The organism is Butyrivibrio sp. XB500-5 (genome assembly GCF_003625505.1).
Taxonomy (GTDB): Bacteria; Bacillota; Clostridia; order Lachnospirales; family Lachnospiraceae; genus Butyrivibrio.
Genome location: NZ_RAIS01000005.1, coordinates 219,395 through 236,683, shown reverse-complemented (window position 1 = coordinate 236,683; position 17,289 = coordinate 219,395). Strand labels below are relative to the sequence as shown.

Annotated in this window: 12 protein-coding genes; all 12 read left to right on the top strand. The window is 42.9% G+C overall.

What is annotated here, in order from left to right; translation table 11 throughout:
- Window positions 1-39: 39 nt before the first annotated feature.
- The 12 genes from D6856_RS10625 (at window position 40) to D6856_RS10570 (ending at window position 17,244) form a co-directional block, all read left to right on the top strand.
- Window positions 40-1,797, top strand: coding sequence for an ABC transporter ATP-binding protein (locus tag D6856_RS10625; protein ID WP_120686859.1), 1,758 nt, complete (start codon window positions 40-42; stop codon window positions 1,795-1,797).
- A gap of 8 nt (window positions 1,798-1,805) precedes the next feature.
- A complete protein-coding gene (locus D6856_RS10620; protein WP_207667278.1) occupies window positions 1,806-2,921 on the top strand; it encodes an acyltransferase in 1,116 nt (371 codons plus the stop codon).
- Window positions 2,922-2,941: 20 nt separating this feature from the next.
- A complete protein-coding gene (locus tag D6856_RS10615) occupies window positions 2,942-4,669 on the top strand; it encodes a hypothetical protein (protein WP_147367832.1) in 1,728 nt (575 codons plus the stop codon).
- 53 nt (window positions 4,670-4,722) lie between these two features.
- Window positions 4,723-5,181, top strand: a complete 459-nt coding sequence (locus D6856_RS10610; RefSeq protein WP_092245608.1) for a GtrA family protein — start codon at window positions 4,723-4,725, stop codon at window positions 5,179-5,181.
- Window positions 5,182-5,223: 42 nt separating this feature from the next.
- Window positions 5,224-6,363 carry a dTDP-4-amino-4,6-dideoxygalactose transaminase gene (rffA, locus tag D6856_RS10605; RefSeq protein WP_120686856.1) on the top strand — a complete coding sequence of 380 codons (1,140 nt, stop codon included), beginning with the start codon at window positions 5,224-5,226 and terminating at the stop codon, window positions 6,361-6,363.
- Complete coding sequence (locus D6856_RS10600) at window positions 6,347-8,116, top strand: hypothetical protein (RefSeq protein WP_120686855.1); 1,770 nt, start codon at window positions 6,347-6,349, stop codon at window positions 8,114-8,116. The genes rffA and D6856_RS10600 overlap by 17 nt, the downstream gene beginning before the upstream one ends.
- Before the next feature lie 28 nt (window positions 8,117-8,144).
- Window positions 8,145-8,678: a GNAT family N-acetyltransferase gene (locus D6856_RS10595; protein ID WP_158588915.1), complete on the top strand. Its 534-nt coding sequence runs from the start codon at window positions 8,145-8,147 to the stop codon at window positions 8,676-8,678.
- Between the two features lie 57 nt (window positions 8,679-8,735).
- A complete protein-coding gene (locus D6856_RS10590; protein ID WP_092245597.1) occupies window positions 8,736-9,686 on the top strand; it encodes a glycosyltransferase family 2 protein in 951 nt (316 codons plus the stop codon).
- Complete coding sequence (locus D6856_RS10585) at window positions 9,673-11,337, top strand: DUF6020 family protein (RefSeq protein ID WP_120686854.1); 1,665 nt, start codon at window positions 9,673-9,675, stop codon at window positions 11,335-11,337. The genes D6856_RS10590 and D6856_RS10585 overlap by 14 nt, the downstream gene beginning before the upstream one ends.
- 70 nt (window positions 11,338-11,407) lie before the next feature.
- Window positions 11,408-14,020: an O-antigen ligase family protein gene (locus D6856_RS10580; RefSeq protein WP_120686853.1), complete on the top strand. Its 2,613-nt coding sequence runs from the start codon at window positions 11,408-11,410 to the stop codon at window positions 14,018-14,020.
- 4 nt (window positions 14,021-14,024) lie between these two features.
- Window positions 14,025-15,968 (top strand): polysaccharide biosynthesis protein, encoded by a 1,944-nt coding sequence (locus tag D6856_RS10575; protein WP_092245588.1) that lies wholly within the window; start codon window positions 14,025-14,027, stop codon window positions 15,966-15,968.
- Between the two features lie 4 nt (window positions 15,969-15,972).
- Entirely contained in the window at window positions 15,973-17,244 is a 1,272-nt protein-coding gene (locus tag D6856_RS10570) for a DegT/DnrJ/EryC1/StrS family aminotransferase (protein ID WP_120686852.1), read from the top strand.
- Window positions 17,245-17,289: the final 45 nt, after the last annotated feature.

The following is a 17,289-nucleotide window of genomic DNA, read 5'->3' as shown; positions in this document are numbered from 1 at the left end:
GCTTTTGATTATATTAAAACCGGAAGGATTATTGGTTTTATGCGTAAGATTTATAAAAAACTGATGCTTTTGCTTGATGCAAGACAAAAAAGACAGATGCTGGGCATGATTTTTCTGATGCTCATAGGAGGCTTACTTGAGTCTCTCGGAATCGCTCTTATTTTACCTATCGTGGAGACGATATCGAAGCCCGAGAAGATAGAAGAGAGCAAAAAGCTTTCCTACATCTGCAAGTTGCTCAATATCAGCAACTCCGATGTTATTAAGCTTGCCGGGGCATTGATGGTTGCACTCATATTTGTTTATATCATAAAGAATGTGTTTTTGTATTTCATGAATGTGGTTCAGCTTAGGTTTGTTTACACCAATCAGTTTGCCACATCAAGAAGAATGATGATCAACTTTATGCAGCGTCCGTACGAATATTATCTTAACGCTGACACCAGTGTTATTCAGCGAAGCATTACTTCTGATGTTAACAATATGTACGGTCTTATCCTTAGCTCTTTACAGCTTATCAGCGAGATCATCGTTTTTATATGTATTGTTGTATATCTTCTTAGTAAAGAAGCTAAGATGACTCTTTCACTTGCAGCGATCCTTGTGATAGTTCTTTTGCTCATTAAGTATAAGATCAAGCCCATCATGGTCAAGGCGGGACAAGAGAATCAGGATTATTACAGCGGTCTTTATAAGTGGATTGATGAGTCCGTAACAGGAATAAAAGAGATAAAGATTGCCAATAAAGAGAATTATTTTATTAACGGATATGCCGATTGTGGAGCCGGCTATGTAAATGCGGTTCAGAAGTACAATCTTTATAATTCTACACCGAGACTTTTGATAGAGTCTGTGGCTATTACAGGAATGATCGGATATATGCTTGTTGCTATGGCTACGGGAACACCGCTTGAGGACCTGATCGCTCCGCTTACTGTACTGGCGGCTGCTGCAGCAAGACTCATTCCCAGTGCCAACAGAATCAACAACTATCTCACAAGTATAGCTTACTTTGAGCCTTTCCTCATGAACGTAACTGACAATCTTCAGCAGGAAATCCACGACGGCTCAATATCATATAACAGCGAAGACTACAGAAAGAAGATTGAAGCCAAGAAGCTTCCGGTTAATAAGAGCATTCTTTTAAAGGATATTACTTATAAGTACCCTAATTCTGATAAATACGTTCTTGAACATGCCGACATGGAAGTTCCTGTCGGAAAGTCCGTAGGTATCGTAGGTACCTCAGGTGCGGGTAAGACCACTATCGTTGACGTTATGTTAGGACTCCTTCAGACAGAGAGCGGCACTATCTATGCGGACGGAGTGGATGTAATGACGGATTATCCCGGATGGCTCAAGAATATTGGCTATATTCCTCAGACTATCTTTATGCTTGATTCAACTATCAGAAAGAACGTGGCATTCGGATATGCCGATGAGGACATCGATGATAATAAAGTTTGGCAGGCCCTCAAGGAAGCGTCTCTTGATGAATACGTAAGATCACTTCCCGAGGGACTTGATACCAGCATAGGTGAGAGAGGTATTCGTCTCTCAGGCGGACAGAGACAGAGAATCGGAATTGCGAGAGCTCTTTTTGAAGATCCCGAGGTCCTTGTCCTTGATGAAGCAACTTCCGCACTTGATAATGAGACTGAGGCAGCTATCATGGATTCAATAAACAAGCTTCATGGAAGAAAAACACTTGTTATTATTGCACACAGACTTCAGACCATCGAGAAGTGCGATATGGTTTACAGCATAAAGGACGGAAAGGCAGTTATTGACAGATGAGAGGTGAAGTGACGCAGAAGAGAAATGCGAATATCGAACTTTTAAGGATCGTGGCAATGCTGATGATCCTTACTCTTCATTTCAATTTTCAATCAAAGGCTCTGCTTGAACTAGGAGAGCCTGCTTCGAATGTTCGGATATTTGCAACCATACTGGAAGCCATAGCTATAACCGGAGTCAATGTCTATGTGCTTATAAGCGGATATTTCCTGTCCGCTTCAACGGTTAAGTTCAGCAAGATGCTGCAGCTTATTCTTCAGGTTTATTTCTATACTCTTCTTGTTTCCGCTGCGATGATGTTTGTCGGAGCATACACGGTAAGACCCGAGGATAAATTGGACAGAACTTTGAAATATCTTTTCCCTATATCTGCGGAGCACTACTGGTTTGTGACGGCGTATGTGATCATGTATGCGCTTGCGCCGGTTATGAATGCTGCGGTAAATACGCTTAAGAGAAAACAGATGAAGGCTGTCATAATAGGTCTTTTGTTCTGGTTCTGTGTTATCAAGAGTGTCGTTCCGGTACAGTTTGGAACTGACAGAATGGGATATGATTTCGGATGGTTTATATGCCTGTATCTTATTGCGGCATATATCAGAAAATATAATGTTGTTATTTTCCGTGACGCCAAGAGAAGCGCTATAGTTTTTGTGTTATCGGCTGCAGTGATAGCGGCGCTTAGTCTTGTCTTTTACAAGATAAACTATGATACCGGCAGATTTAACTACTACGCGGGCGTTCCGAACCATTACAACTTTATTTTCACGCTTACGGGAGCGCTTGGACTGTTTTCTTTATTTAGATTCATGAAGCTAAAAGAAAATTTCTTTGCCGAAGTTATAAGGATAATCGCGCCGTATACACTTGGCGTATATCTTCTTCATATGCACTTTGAGATTGCTGACAGATGGGTTGAATGGATCGAGCATATCATCGGAGAGACTCCGCTTGATAATGTTCCGATGTATTTTATTCATCTTGTTGTTTCGATCTTGATAGTATTCTTTGCCGGAATATTTGTTGATTGGGTCAGAAAATATGTCTTCAACTTTATCGGAAGAATATGTGAAAACACCAAGCTTTTCAAGCTGATCAAACGTATTGACGAGGATTTATGCTAAAAAATATCAGAAGCTATTTTATGAAACTGAAGGGATTTCAACGCCCGCTGGAGAGATATTTCTTTCCCGTGGTCTTGTTGTTATATCCCTTTTTTGGTATTACCGCGGGACTTGATATTGCCGACACGACTTATAATCTCGGTAATTTCGAATTTATGAGTAACGTAGATCCGATGTGGCTTTTTTCTACGTACTTTTCGAATCTTATCGGAAGCCTGATTATGAAGCTTCCGGGAGCAGGCACAATGATAGGCTTCGCTGTTTATTGCACATTCTTTATAAGTGCTATGGCACTTGTTTCGTATTACGTGCTTCAGAACTGGCTCCCCGGCTGGATGATCTTTATCGGAGAGTTTATGGCCGAAAGTCTTTGCTGGGCTCCGAGAGTGATCCTGTATCAGTATATTCCGTATTTTTTGCTGACAATCGGTTCAATCTTGCTTATTCTCGGAATCTTTACGTGGAAGAAGCAGAACATACTTCTTTTTGCGGCGGGTGTGTGCCTTGGACTCAACGTACTTGCGCGTTTTCCGGCCATAGTGGATTGTATGTTGATCCTTGTTTTGTGGTTCTATTCGTTCATAAACAAGGAAAAATTCATAGATGCGGCGAGAAAGACCGGTGTTTGCATAGCCGGATATGTGGCGGGGCTTGGACTTCCGCTTATTCTGATCTCAATAAAATATGGCTTTAATGCTTATCCCGAAGCTATAATGAAGCTTCTGTCGATGACTGAGGGCGCTTCCGATTATTCATCCGGAGGAATGCTTGAGCTTATCATCGAAGCATATTTGCATACTTTTAAAAATATGATAATAATGATCCCGTGTTTGGCCGCAGGAATTATCATGTTCCTAATGGCAAAGGGAAGATTTGTACTTCTTAAGAAGCTTGCTTTTATAGCAGGTCTCTTGGTACTTGCAAGGTATTATTACGGACAGGGCGTTCTCACAGCCAATTATTTTTACTATGATTGCATGTTTCAGGTTGCGATGATGTTTTTGATAATATCGGCCGTATTATGCATTATAGGTGCGCACGGGATCCTTAACGGAACCGTGGAAGAGAGAACGCTGTCAGCCATGGCACTTGTTCAGATCCTTATTCTTCCGCTCGGAAGCAATAACCGTACAATGCCGGTCCTTAATTGTCTGTTCCTGATAGCACCTATAAGTCTGTGGCTTATGAGAAGACTTATGCAAAGACTCGGCGATGGAGAATGGAACTTTGCATGGCAGGCAATGATAACAGGAGTTATTATTGCAACGCTGTTCCAGGGCGCTCTTTTCCATATCAATTTCTCATTTGTTGACGGTATGGACGGAACACCTCGCGACACAAAAGTGACTGAGATTCCGAAAGCAAAAGGCCTTGTGACGACCGCAGATAATTACAGTACGCTAAAAGAGCTTAAGGCAAGCCTTGAGAATAATGACCTGACATCCGGAAAAGTTTTGACTTTCGGCGAGATCCCGGGCATTCCGTATGTTTTTGACATGAGTCCTGCAATAAATACAACCTGGCCCGATCTTGACAGTTATTCGGTTGATAGTTTTGATGAAGCCCTGAGTTCTCTTGATGCCTCGAAAGAGCCCGCTCCGACTGTAATAATCGGATATAAAGAAAATGACGGATATGCCAATTTTTCTGTTAAATATGATAAGCTGATGGACTATATCGGCAAACACGATTATAATAAAATCTTCGAGAGTGATAGATTTACGGTTTATGCCGCAAACGATCAGTAAGACGGCGAGCAAAGCGCGCATAAGAATATTTAGGCAAGAAAGAGGAAAATAATATGAATAAATTATTGGCACAGATTGCCAAATTTGGCGTGGTCGGAGTTATCTGCTTTATTATCGATTATGTCATCTACAGGATTTTCAATGCCGGATTCGAGGCAGTGGGATTTGATAATGTTTTCCCGCAGTATTATCTTATCTCGGGATTTATAGCGTTTACGGTTTCCGTAGTTGCAAACTATATCCTCAGCTTTAAGTTTGTATTTGAGAGAAAAGAGGATATGAGCAGGAAGAAGGAGTTTATAATCTTCGTTATCCTCAGTGCCATCGGACTCGGAATCAATGAACTTTGTCTTTTTGTGGGATTCGATCTCATCTACAAGAACTGGTCATGGCTTAACGGCATTATGAGCGCTTCTTTTGCAAAGGACGTATTCTTTAAATTCGGAGCAACGGGCGTTGTAATGGTTTATAATTTCATCACAAGAAAGATTTTTCTTGAGAAGAAAGATTGATAAAGAGGCTTCAACAGAAGATAGAAAAGAAGGTCATAGCTTATGAGAATTAACTTCAATGTACCACCCTATACGGGAAAAGAATTTGATTATATAAAAGAGTGTGTGGAAGCTCAGAAAATCTGCGGAGACGGTAAGTACACAGATCTTGATAATGAGTGGATCGAGAAAAAGACAGGCGTTTCAAAGGCCCTTCTTACAACCTCCTGCACACATGCAACCGAGATGGCAGCTATACTTGCGGGCATCAAGGAAGGCGATGAGGTTATCATGCCTTCATATACCTTCGTTTCAACAGCCAACGCGTTTGTTCTTAGAGGAGCAAAGGTAGTATTCGTTGATATCAGACCTGATACCATGAACATCGATGAGAACCTCATTGAGCAGGCAATCACACCCAAGACCAGAGCGATCGTGCCGGTTCACTACGCAGGCGTAGGCTGTGAGATGGATACCATCATGGATATAGCAAAGAGACATAACCTTCTTGTTATCGAAGACGCTGCGCAGGGCGTTATGTCAACATATAAGGGCAAGGCACTCGGAGCAATCGGTGATTTCGGTAACTACAGCTTCCATGAGACCAAGAACTACAGCATGGGCGAGGGCGGAGCGCTTCTCATAAGAGATGAGAAGTATGTAGACGACGCCATCATCATCAGAGAAAAAGGAACCAACCGTACACTCTACAAGCTTGGCAAGGTTGATAAATACAGCTGGATCATGCCCGGTTCTTCGTTCCTTCCAAGTGATATGAACGCTGCATATCTCTATGCTCAGCTTCAGATGGCCGATGAGATCAACAATGACAGATTAAAGAGCTGGAACGCATATTACGAGGAACTCACTCCACTTGCAGAAAAAGGACTTATAGAGCTTCCTTACGTGCCGAAAGAGTGCGTTCACAATGCTCATATGTTCTACATTAAGTGTAAGGACTTTGAAGAAAGAGAAGGACTTATCAAATACCTTAAAGCAAATGATATCCTTCCTGCTTCTCACTATGTTCCTCTTCATTCTTCCAAGGCCGGAGTTATCTACAGTGAATTCCGCGGAGAGGACAAATATACTACAAAGGAGAGCGAGAGACTTCTTCGCCTTCCCATGTACTACAAGCTCACTGACAGTGACCGCAATGAGGTTATTACAAGAGTAAAAGAATACTATGAAAAAAACGTATAAAATATCCAACTTCATAATCTCTTTGGTTTTGGTGCTGGTGGCGGTTCTTTTCATGGGCTTTATAGGTGATTATTGGTTTGAAGCCAATGATGACGTCCTGATAAAGGATCTACTTTCGGGAGCCTATACAGGCGCTCCCGAAGGTCATAATATACAGATGCTGTATCCGATAAGCTTTTTCTTCTCGCTCCTTTACAGAGTGGTAAGAAGCTTAGACTGGTATGGCATTTTTTTGTGCGGAGCGCAGTATCTGTGCGTGTTTATTATCACTCACACCGCGCTTAAGACATGCAAAAAGCTTGAAAATAAGAGCGCAGTAGTATTATTTATGCTGCTCTTTTCCTTGGGAGCGATTGGTGCTCACTTTTTGTTTATTCATTACACGTTTACGACCGGCTTCATATCCGGAACGGCTGCCTTTTTGATACTCATGCATGAAAAAGGCGAGGATAAAAACTTCGAAGCGGCGCTGATACTTATATTTATCGCATTTCTGCTTCGCTCCGAGATGCTTCTTTTGACACTTCCTATGGTGTGCGTTGCTATCTTTATCAGATGGCTTTTAAACCTGACAAAAGAAGAGTTTTTCGACTGCCTCAGATTATTCGGTGCGATCGTTACGGCTTTGGTGATCGGCTTTGTCATACATCAAATTGCTTTTTCACCTTCGGAATGGAAAGAATATAATGCTTTTTTCGAAGCAAGAACGAAGCTTTACGACTATCAGTACATTCCCGAATATGATGAGAACAAAGAGTTTTATGATGAGCTAGGACTCGATAAAAGCGAGTACATGCTTTTGGAGAATTACAATTTCGGCCTTGATGACAAGATAGATACATCGGTTTTAATTGAAGTATCAGCGTACGCCAAGGCACGTAGATCCGATGAACAGCCGCTTCCTTCGCGTTTGAAACAAGCTTTTTCCGAGTATATATATGAGCTTCACAATTTTTCGGAGCAAAAGAGCTATCTTGAGCCACAGTCTTATTTTCCGTGGAACATTATAGTGATAGCGCTTTATCTCGGAGTTCTCATATCATACCTTATTCCGAGGGAGAACAGCAGTAATAAGGAAACCCTCCGCGTTGTGGGCGCGCTTGCCCTGTTATTTGCCTGCAGAACAACACTGTGGATATACATGATCATGGGAAGAAGAGTTCCCATCAGGATCTCGCATCCGCTCTTATTTATCGAGATAATGATCCTGTTTGCCATATTGCTTAAAAGAGCCAAGAAGAGCGGCAACTACCCGTATAAGATATTATTTATCGCTGCAGTACTGTCGGTTCTGTCTATTCCGAATCAAAAGGCAGTGATAACTGCGGAACAGCAGTCCAGAGAGCTTATGAGGATGCATTATGATGCGCTCTATGACTATTTTGCGGACAATAAAGACAATTTCTACTTTGTAGATACCTATACCTCCGTATCATGCGGAAAAGACATGACGGAGGGCGAAGCTTTGTTCTCTGAAAAGCTCTTTGACAGAGTCGATAACTCTTTTGCAAACCACGACCTTATGGGCGGCTGGGGAATTAACAGCCCTCTTACGAAAAAGAAGCTTGCAAAGGCGGGATTTGACGATATGCAGTCAGCTCTTTTGACAGATAAGGCATATTTCGTTCAAAATAAGTCTGAGAGCATCGAATGGATAAAAGATTATTATGAATACAAAGGCTTGGACATTACGGTTGAACAAAAGGATGTAGTGGCCGATGCCTTCGCAATATACGAGATCAGGGAAAAATAAGACTGACAAGAGACTACGGAGACCTGTTATGAAAAAAGAGACACAGGGCTTTGATGTCATCGGGAAAAAGGTGTCCCTAAGAAAGATAACCTTGGATGACACGGAGCTTATAGTAAAGTGGAGAAATAACGAGAGAGTACGTAATAATTTCGTTTATAAGGTTGTATTTACCAAAGAGATTCATGAAAACTGGTTTAAGACCAAGATCATGACAGGCAAGGTTGAGCAGTTCATTATCTGCGAGAACGATAACGATCACAGGCCTGTCGGAAGCGTGTATTTCAGGGATATCGACAGAGAAGAAGGAACAGCCGAATATGGAATATTCATCGGCGAGGACGACGCTGTCGGAAGAGGCTACGGCAGTGAGACCGTGCTTCTTGCTCTTTCCTATGCAAAAGAGATTGGGCTTAAAAGAGTCTATCTCAAGGCATTTGCCTATAACGAAATAGCCATAAGGAGCTATTCCAAGGCCGGATTTGTAAAGACCAAGGATCTTTTACAGGTAGAGTGCAGTGATGGTCAAAAAAGTGATATGATACTTATGGAAAAACTCTTATAAACGGCAGTTTGAACATATAATCGTAAAACCCGAACTAAGCGAAAGGTTTTGATAAGAATGCAGAAAAAATCAGTCAGTTTTATAATTCCATGCTACAGATCCGAGAATACTCTCGGAGCTGTTGTAGATGAGATCATAGAGACAATGAAGGATTCCGAAGAGTACATCTATGAGATCGTGCTTATAAATGACGGATCCCCCGACAATACTTGGGGCAAGATCTCAGAAATAGCGGATAAACACTCCGATATTGTCACAGGCATCAATTTTGCCAAGAACTTCGGACAGCATGCGGCTCTCATGGCCGGACTAAACACGGCGCAGGGCGATTATGTGGTGTGTCTTGACGATGACGGACAGACTCCCGCAAACGAAGTATATAAACTTCTGAATGCGCTCAGAGACGGAGCGGACGCCGTATATGCAAGATATGCTCATAAGCAGCACAACGGATTCAGAAACTTCGGAAGCGCCATGAATGAATGGATGGCTCATGTGATGCTCGGAAAACCCAAGGATCTCTTTGTTTCAAGCTACTTCGCAGTCAAGAGATTCGTGGTTGACGAGATGATCAAGTATGAGAGCTCTTATCCGTACGTTATCGGACTTGTTCTCAGAACAACAAGTAATGTTGTCAATGTTGATGTCAATCACAGAAAAAGAGAAGTCGGAGAGAGCGGCTATACCTTCAGCAAGCTCATGAAGCTGTGGATCAACGGCTTTACCGCTTTTAGTATTAAACCGCTTAGGATCGCCACTTTGGCAGGCGGATTATTGTCAGTTGCCGGCTTTTTGTTCGGTGTTTACACCGTTATCCTTAAATTTGTTTATCCGGATGCATCCCGGTTTAAGGGATATTATGCACTTATGTCCGCACTTGTATTTATCGGCGGAATGATACTTCTTATGCTTGGAATGGTGGGAGAATATGTAGGAAGACTCTACATCTCACAGAACAAGAATCCACAGTATGTTATTCGAGAGACGACAAGAGATGACAAAGAGTAGTTTGGGGCCGGAATCACAGAACAACAGCATAAAGCAAACAGTATTAGCCTGGCTTTTGTCAGGCTTGTTTGGCGTTTTAACGGGGGCTTTTTTATTCATCGGATACAGTCTTGAGAAGTTCGATTCCATTAAATTAGAAGGCAATATGCCAATGATCATGTTCTTTATCATGGTGATCCTTACCATCGATACGAGATATGTTTGGAGAAGCTACGAAATGTCGCTGGATGGCCGTAAGCTCTTTGGATTCATCGACCTTAACGCAGTACCTAAGCCCATGGAAGGAAAAGGCTTTTTCAAAAGAACCTTCATTTCTTTGATCATTCTAAATCTCCCGGTTCTTTTGGCGGAGTTTCCGGGATTTTTCGTATATGACGCACAGGACGAATTAAACGAAGTCCTGACAAGAAGCTTTACAACGCATCATCCGCTTATGCACGTGCTTTTGCTGGGCGGAACAATTGCACTTGTTCACAAGCTCACGGGCTCATGGAATATTGCGATATTTACCTATATCGTTATCCAGATGCTGGTTATCACGCTGATAATGACTTACGTCCTTGATTATCTCAGAAAAAGAGGGATCGGCAAGAATTCTGTTATTGCCTGGACAATCTACTACGGCGTATTTCCGACTATCGTAATGTATACGCTGTGCTCGAGCAAAGACGGACTCTTTTCGGCATTTTTACTTCTTATGACAGTTCTTTTGACAGAGCTTGTGCGTGATACAGACGGCTTTATGTCAGATAAAAAGAAACAGCTGTTATTAATGGCTGCGGCAGTACTCATGCCTTTAATGCGCCACAACGGCTTTTATGCATACCTTGTTTTTATCCCGTTTGCGCTTATTTATTTCAGGAAAAAGATATCCGGAAAACTCGTGGGGCTTTTGATAATTCCGGTTGTCCTGTACTTGATAGTGTCAACAGCGCTTTCTGCGGCTCTTACATCCGGAAGGAAAGACAATCAGGAGATGCTGACCGTACCCATCATGCAGATGGCTCGTGTCTATGCATATAACGACGATGAAATGACTGGGGAAGAGAAAGCAATCCTTACCGCTTATATTCCCGAAAAGAACCTTGTTAAATACACTCCGAGAGTCTCGGATCTTGTAAAGGTAGGCTTTAACAATGCTCTCTACGAGCAGGATAAAAAGAACTTTTGGAAGCTTTGGGCCACTCTTTTTAAAAAGCATCCGATGACATATGTCAATGCGTGGTTCCTTACTTCCTACGGTTACTGGTATCCGCCTGCGGATATTAACGTATACAAAGGAAATACGGTCTATACGTTTACTTACGACGAAAGCTCGTACTTTGGCTACGAGGTGGAGCTTCCGGGAGAGAGGATAAGCCTTATTCCGCCTATAGATAAGTTATACAGATATATTTCCATAGGCAGCTTTCACAAGGATGCGCCTGTTCTCGCATATCTTTTTTCTCCGGGACTTCTTGCGCTTATCTATCTTTTTGTGTTCCTTTACAGGCTCCACAGAAGGAATTACAGCGGGATTATACCCTTTTTGCCCATGATACTTACATGGCTTACCGTGCTCCTTGGTCCGACCTATCTTGTAAGGTACGTCGTGATACTCTGGCTGGCCTTCCCGCTCCTTATGATCACAGGCGACAGGCGGTTTGATTAAGCCTTGGGTGTATGTTAATATTTAATGATGGATTTTTGCGTTAAAAAAGGCAAATAAATCGGAAAGTACAATGGAAATTATGAGAAGTATTGTTGATAAAAAAACTGCATTCAGAGCTGTGCTCCTTATTTTGGCGCTCATCGCAGTATTGAGCATCTTTCCTTGCCGTATTTGGACGAACGTTTTTGAGACCAATGATGGAGGGAACAGGCTTCCCGACGAGCAGATAATTAACTATGATTACAGTATTTCACAGAAGTTTGTGGCTCAGTATGACAGATTAAGTTCGGTTGATATATATGTGGATTCACTTGAAAAGGGACATTATGTGTTTGTTTCGATCAGTGAGAATTTCGAGACAAGCTATTTCAATGCATTTGTTGATATAAGCAATGCCAAACTGCCCGGATATGTACGTGTCCCTATGGAATTTGATGTTGAAGTCGGAAAAGAGTACAGCATGTACGTTAAAAACTGCCGATCCAAATACAACGTTAAGTTCACGGATGTTCCGGATAATTCGCAGTATCTCGGAAGTCTTTACCTCAACGAGGGCGAGATACCCGGTAAGCACCTTGATGCTAAGTTTAATTACAGACTTCCGATGTCCAAGAAGCTTTCACTTATAATTATTGCGGCTATTTTGGCGGTTACGGCTGCTTTGTACGCACTGATCGGCATTTTCTTTAATAAGTTCAAGGAAAAGAACTCTCTTTTGACCGTGGGTAAGGTGATAAAGGTTGTTGCCAATCCCATCGCCGCTGTGTTCTTCCTTACACTTATGATCATGGTCTTTCCTTTGAGAGTCTTTGATCTGAGAGTACCCGATATCATTTTTTATGAGATAGGACTTATAATAAGTGCCGCTATCGTGTTCTATGCAATTAACCACAAGGCTGTAAAGCTCCCCAACGGAATATCTTTCTTTGAGGGAATTGAGCTTGCGGATAAAGTCAGATACGTAGCCATCATGTTTGCCATGGCCATGGTTGTATGGCATGCAAGTAACTACATGAACGGCGCTTATGATATTTTCAGATGGTTGTCGCAGCGTAGGATGGTGATCTGGTTCGCGGTCATGATACTTCTTACCTTTACGACATCCGAGATAATAAATGTTCCGAATCTTATATGGCTCGTGGTTTCGGCAGTTGCGGGCTTTAGATATTACAGACTTAATATGGTTGCGGATACCGAGAAGGAATATGACCTTAAGAATATGCTTCTCAAATACGGCGTTATCATAGCTGTACTCGGCGGAATAGTTGTGATAAACGTTATAAGGATACTGATCAGATATATCACGGATAAAACAAGCAGAAACGTTAAGATATCGGGATACGGCATCCTGACGATCGTCTTGTTTGCACTGATGATCATATTCAGAAATGAAAAATTGTGGGGTATCGTGCTGGTGGCTATCTTCGGATGCCTATACATCAGACTTACCTACTGGAAAGGCAGAGAGCATTTTATCCGTATCGTTGCAGGCGGACTTATGATGAACTTTGCTATTTCGCTTGTATATTGTCTGCTTCACAGATATTTTACGGGTTATGTCAGCGGAAGATTCGGCTTCCTCTTCCACACGGTTACCGTCGGAGCGGAATACCTGATCTTTATGGATGCAACCGCCGCAGTTCTTTTGGCTGCCAAGATAGTTGCGTTCCCTAAGAATCTTGGGGTAAAAGAGCTGTTTAAATCCGCTTGGAAAGAGATGATCCTGTTTGGATGGATCTCCTCATATGCGATATTTACGGTATCACAGACAGCATATTTATCACTGTTTATGGTTGTTCTCATGGTGCTTATTATAGTATCGACACGCCATAAAAAGCAGTTTGTAAGAATACTTGCGACAATGATAGCGGCTGTTATTATATGTTTTCCCGCTGTGTTTACGCTTCAAAGGATCGTTCCTACAATTGTTGCAAGACCGGTATTCCACGAGTACGGCGACGACGCGGATCAGTTCGTCAGAGGCGGAGCTGCGTGGGGCAACAGCAACTTTATGTGTGTTGAGAGATTTGTAAATCTCTTTGAGAGTGAAGTCCTCAGCATGGATGTCGGGGAATATGACTATCCCAATGACATTCTCAATTACGACTTTGAAAACGGCAAATATATATATGATCTGTACGGTAATCCGGATGACGGTGAAGAGGATTGGGAAGAAGACGATGATGAGCAGGCTCTTTTACCTACTGAGAATCTCCTTGCGGCGACCGGCATTACAAGAGCGGAACTTGCGATGCTCCTTGATGTTTCTTCGCAGTACATAGATGAGGATAATATTTGGGATATCCGTACAAATGGCAGAATAACGTTGTTCAAGATCTATTTAAATGAGCTGAATATGACGGGACATGCAGAACCTGCCAAGTTCGCAGATGGAACGGATATTTACCATGCTCACAATTCGTATCTTCAGGTGGCTTATGACCACGGCATTTTGACAGGAATTGTGTTCACTATATTTATTATCGCGGGACTGGTTGTAGGAGCGCGTTTTTACAAGAAGAATGAGGAAAAAGAGCCTCTGTCGCTTCTTGCATTTGCGATTATATTGGGCTTTGCCGTAGCAAGCTTGAGCGAGTGGGTGTTCGATCTCGGAAATCCCATGACTATGGCACTTTTACTTTCAATCGCACCTTTGTTATTTAAAAATACAGGCAGAGAATAAGAATATGAACGACAAGAAAAAAGAACCGTTTAATTATCAAAAACTGTATAGGCGAACCGGACTTATCATTTACGACATCTTAAGTATTATCATAGCCAATTATCTTGCGCTTATAATCAGGCATGATTTCAAGATCTCGAACATACCTGAGCACTTTATGATGCCTGCAACCGAGTTCTTGCCAATAAATATACTTGTTACGCTTGCTATCTTCTTTATTTTCAAGCTTTATGACAGTTTATGGGCCTATGCGGGAGAACGAGAGCTCCAGAACCTTGTTATGGCGTGCGTTATTTCATCGATTCTTTATGCGGTGGGACTTCAGTTCTTTAAATATCCCGGAGAGCAGGCGGTTCCTCTGACCTGTTATTTCCTGTATCCGTTTTTGCTTATAGCATTTATCTTTACGAGCAGATTTTCGTACAGATTTTTCAGAAGCCAGAAACACAGGGCTGAGAACAGAAACAACAGCCAGGCGGTAATGATAATCGGTGCCGGCGAGGCTGCCAACATCATCATAAAAGAGATCATTACGAGCAATTACTCAACGATGTCCATCAAATGTATCATTGATGATGACTCCAATAAGTGGGGCAAGTACATTCAGGGCATCAGAGTTGTCGGCGGAAGAGACAGAATAGTTGAATGCGCCGATCTCTACGACATAGATGAGATCATAGTTGCGATTCCTTCGGTATCAAGGCAGGAAATGAAAAAGATCCTTGATATCTGTAAGAACACCAACTGTAAGCTTCGTTCACTTCCGGGCATGTATCAGCTCGTTAACGGAGAGGTCAACGTATCAAGACTTCGTGACGTAGAAGTAGAAGACCTTCTCGGAAGAGATCCCATCGCGGTAGATCTTGATTCCATCGCCGGTTATGTGAGCGGCAAGACCGTTATGGTAACCGGAGGCGGCGGCTCTATCGGTTCAGAGCTCTGCAGACAGATCGCCGGACACAAGCCCAAGAAGCTTATCATTGTGGATATCTATGAGAATAATGCATATGATATTCAGCAGGAACTTAAGACAAGATTCCCCGAGCTTAATCTTATTGTGCTTATAGCATCGGTTAGAAATACGCTCAGGATCAACAAAATATTTGAAAAATATAAACCCGACATCGTGTATCATGCGGCGGCTCACAAGCACGTTCCTCTCATGGAGGACAGCCCTAACGAAGCTATCAAGAACAACGTCTTCGGAACCTGGAAGACAGCTATGGCTGCAGCGATGAACGGCGCCGAGAAGTTTGTTATGATCTCGACGGATAAGGCTGTTAACCCGACCAACGTCATGGGAGCAAGCAAAAGAATCTGTGAGATGATCGTACAGACCTTCAACAAGCACTATGACACGGAATTTGTTGCCGTTAGATTCGGTAACGTACTTGGCTCCAACGGTTCCGTTATCCCTCTTTTCAAAAAGCAGATAGCGGCAGGAGGCCCTGTTACCGTAACCGACCCTAATATCATACGTTATTTTATGACTATATCAGAGGCGGTCTCCCTTGTGCTTCAGGCAGGTGCTTTTGCCAAGGGCGGCGAGATATTTGTCCTTGATATGGGTGAACCCGTCAAGATCCTTGACCTTGCGGAGAACCTTATTAAGCTCTCGGGCTATAAGGTTGGTGAGGATATCAGGATTGAATTTACAGGTCTTCGTCCCGGCGAGAAGCTCTATGAAGAGATGCTTATGGATGAAGAGGGACTGCAGGATACGTCCAATAGGATGATCCACATCGGAAAGCCTATTGAGCTCGATGAGATGAAGTTCTTTGCCGAACTTGAAAAGCTCAATGTCGCTTCAAGAGAGGAATCGTCCGAGACAAGAGAACTTGTTCAGGAGATAGTTACAACCTATCATCCGACCGACAATAAGGCCGACAGGACCAAGGAGCATATGGAAGCTCTTAAGAGAGCAGCAGAGAAGATAAACGAGGATTGAGGATATGGAACTTAAGCCATTTGAGAAAAAAGTATATCTTTCATCACCTACAATGCACGGCGACGAGCTTAAATACATGCAGGAAGCCTATGAGACTAACTGGATGTCCACTGTAGGCGCCAATTTAAATGAGATAGAGAAAAAAGTCTGTGAAAAGATCGGATGCACCGATGCGGTTGCACTTTCATCCGGAACGGCGGCTCTCCATCTTGCCATTAAGCTCGCAGGAGAAAGACTCTACGGTCAGCCCAAGGTTGGTCACGGAGTACTCGAAGGTAAAAAAGTATTCTGCTCGGATATGACCTTTGATGCGACAGTCAATCCCGTTGCCTACGAAGGCGGCGAGGCTGTCTACATCGATACAGAGAAAGAAACCTGGAATATGTGCCCTAAGGCGCTTGAGAAAGCTTTTGAGATATATCCCGATGTTAAATTTGTAGTGGTTGCGCATCTCTACGGAACTCCGGGTAAAGCAGACGAGATCAAAAAAGTTTGTGATAAACACGGTGCTCTTATCGTTGAAGATGCGGCTGAATCCTTCGGTGCTACATATAAGGGTAAGCAGACAGGCCTTTTTGGCGATTACAGCATAATCTCTTTTAACGGAAACAAGATAATAACAGGTTCTGCCGGAGGAATGTTCTTAGCTCACAGCAAAGAAGACGCCGACAAGGTAAGAAAGTGGTCAACACAGGCCAGAGAAGACGCACCTTGGTACCAGCACGAAGAGCTTGGCTACAACTACCGCATGAGTAATGTGATTGCAGGAGTTGTAAGAGGTCAGCTTCCTCATCTTGAGGAGCATATCGCTCAGAAGAAAGCTATTTATGAGAGATACAAGGAAGGCTTCAAGAACCTTCCCGTTAAGATGAATCCATATGATGAAAAGAGCTCAGAGCCCAATTTCTGGCTCTCATGCCTTATCATCGATAAAGAAGCTATGTGTAAGCAGGTTCGCGGCGAGCAGGACGTTCTTTATATCAGCGAACCCGGCAAGAGCTGCCCTACAGAGATCCTTGATGCTATCGCGGCACTCAATGCGGAGGGACGCCCCATCTGGAAACCTATGCACATGCAGCCCATTTACAGAACCAATGCCTTTGTAACGGTTCACGGAAGCGGACGAGCAAGAAGTAACGCTTACATCAAAGAGACAGGAATGGTCGATGTCGGAGCAGACATCTTTGAAAGAGGCCTCTGCCTTCCCAGCGACAACAAGATGACACCTGAGCAGCAGGATGTGATAATCGAGGCTGTTAAGAAGTGCTTTGAATAAGACATAAATAATCCGATGGCGATGCGTAAAAGCGCTGCCATCGGA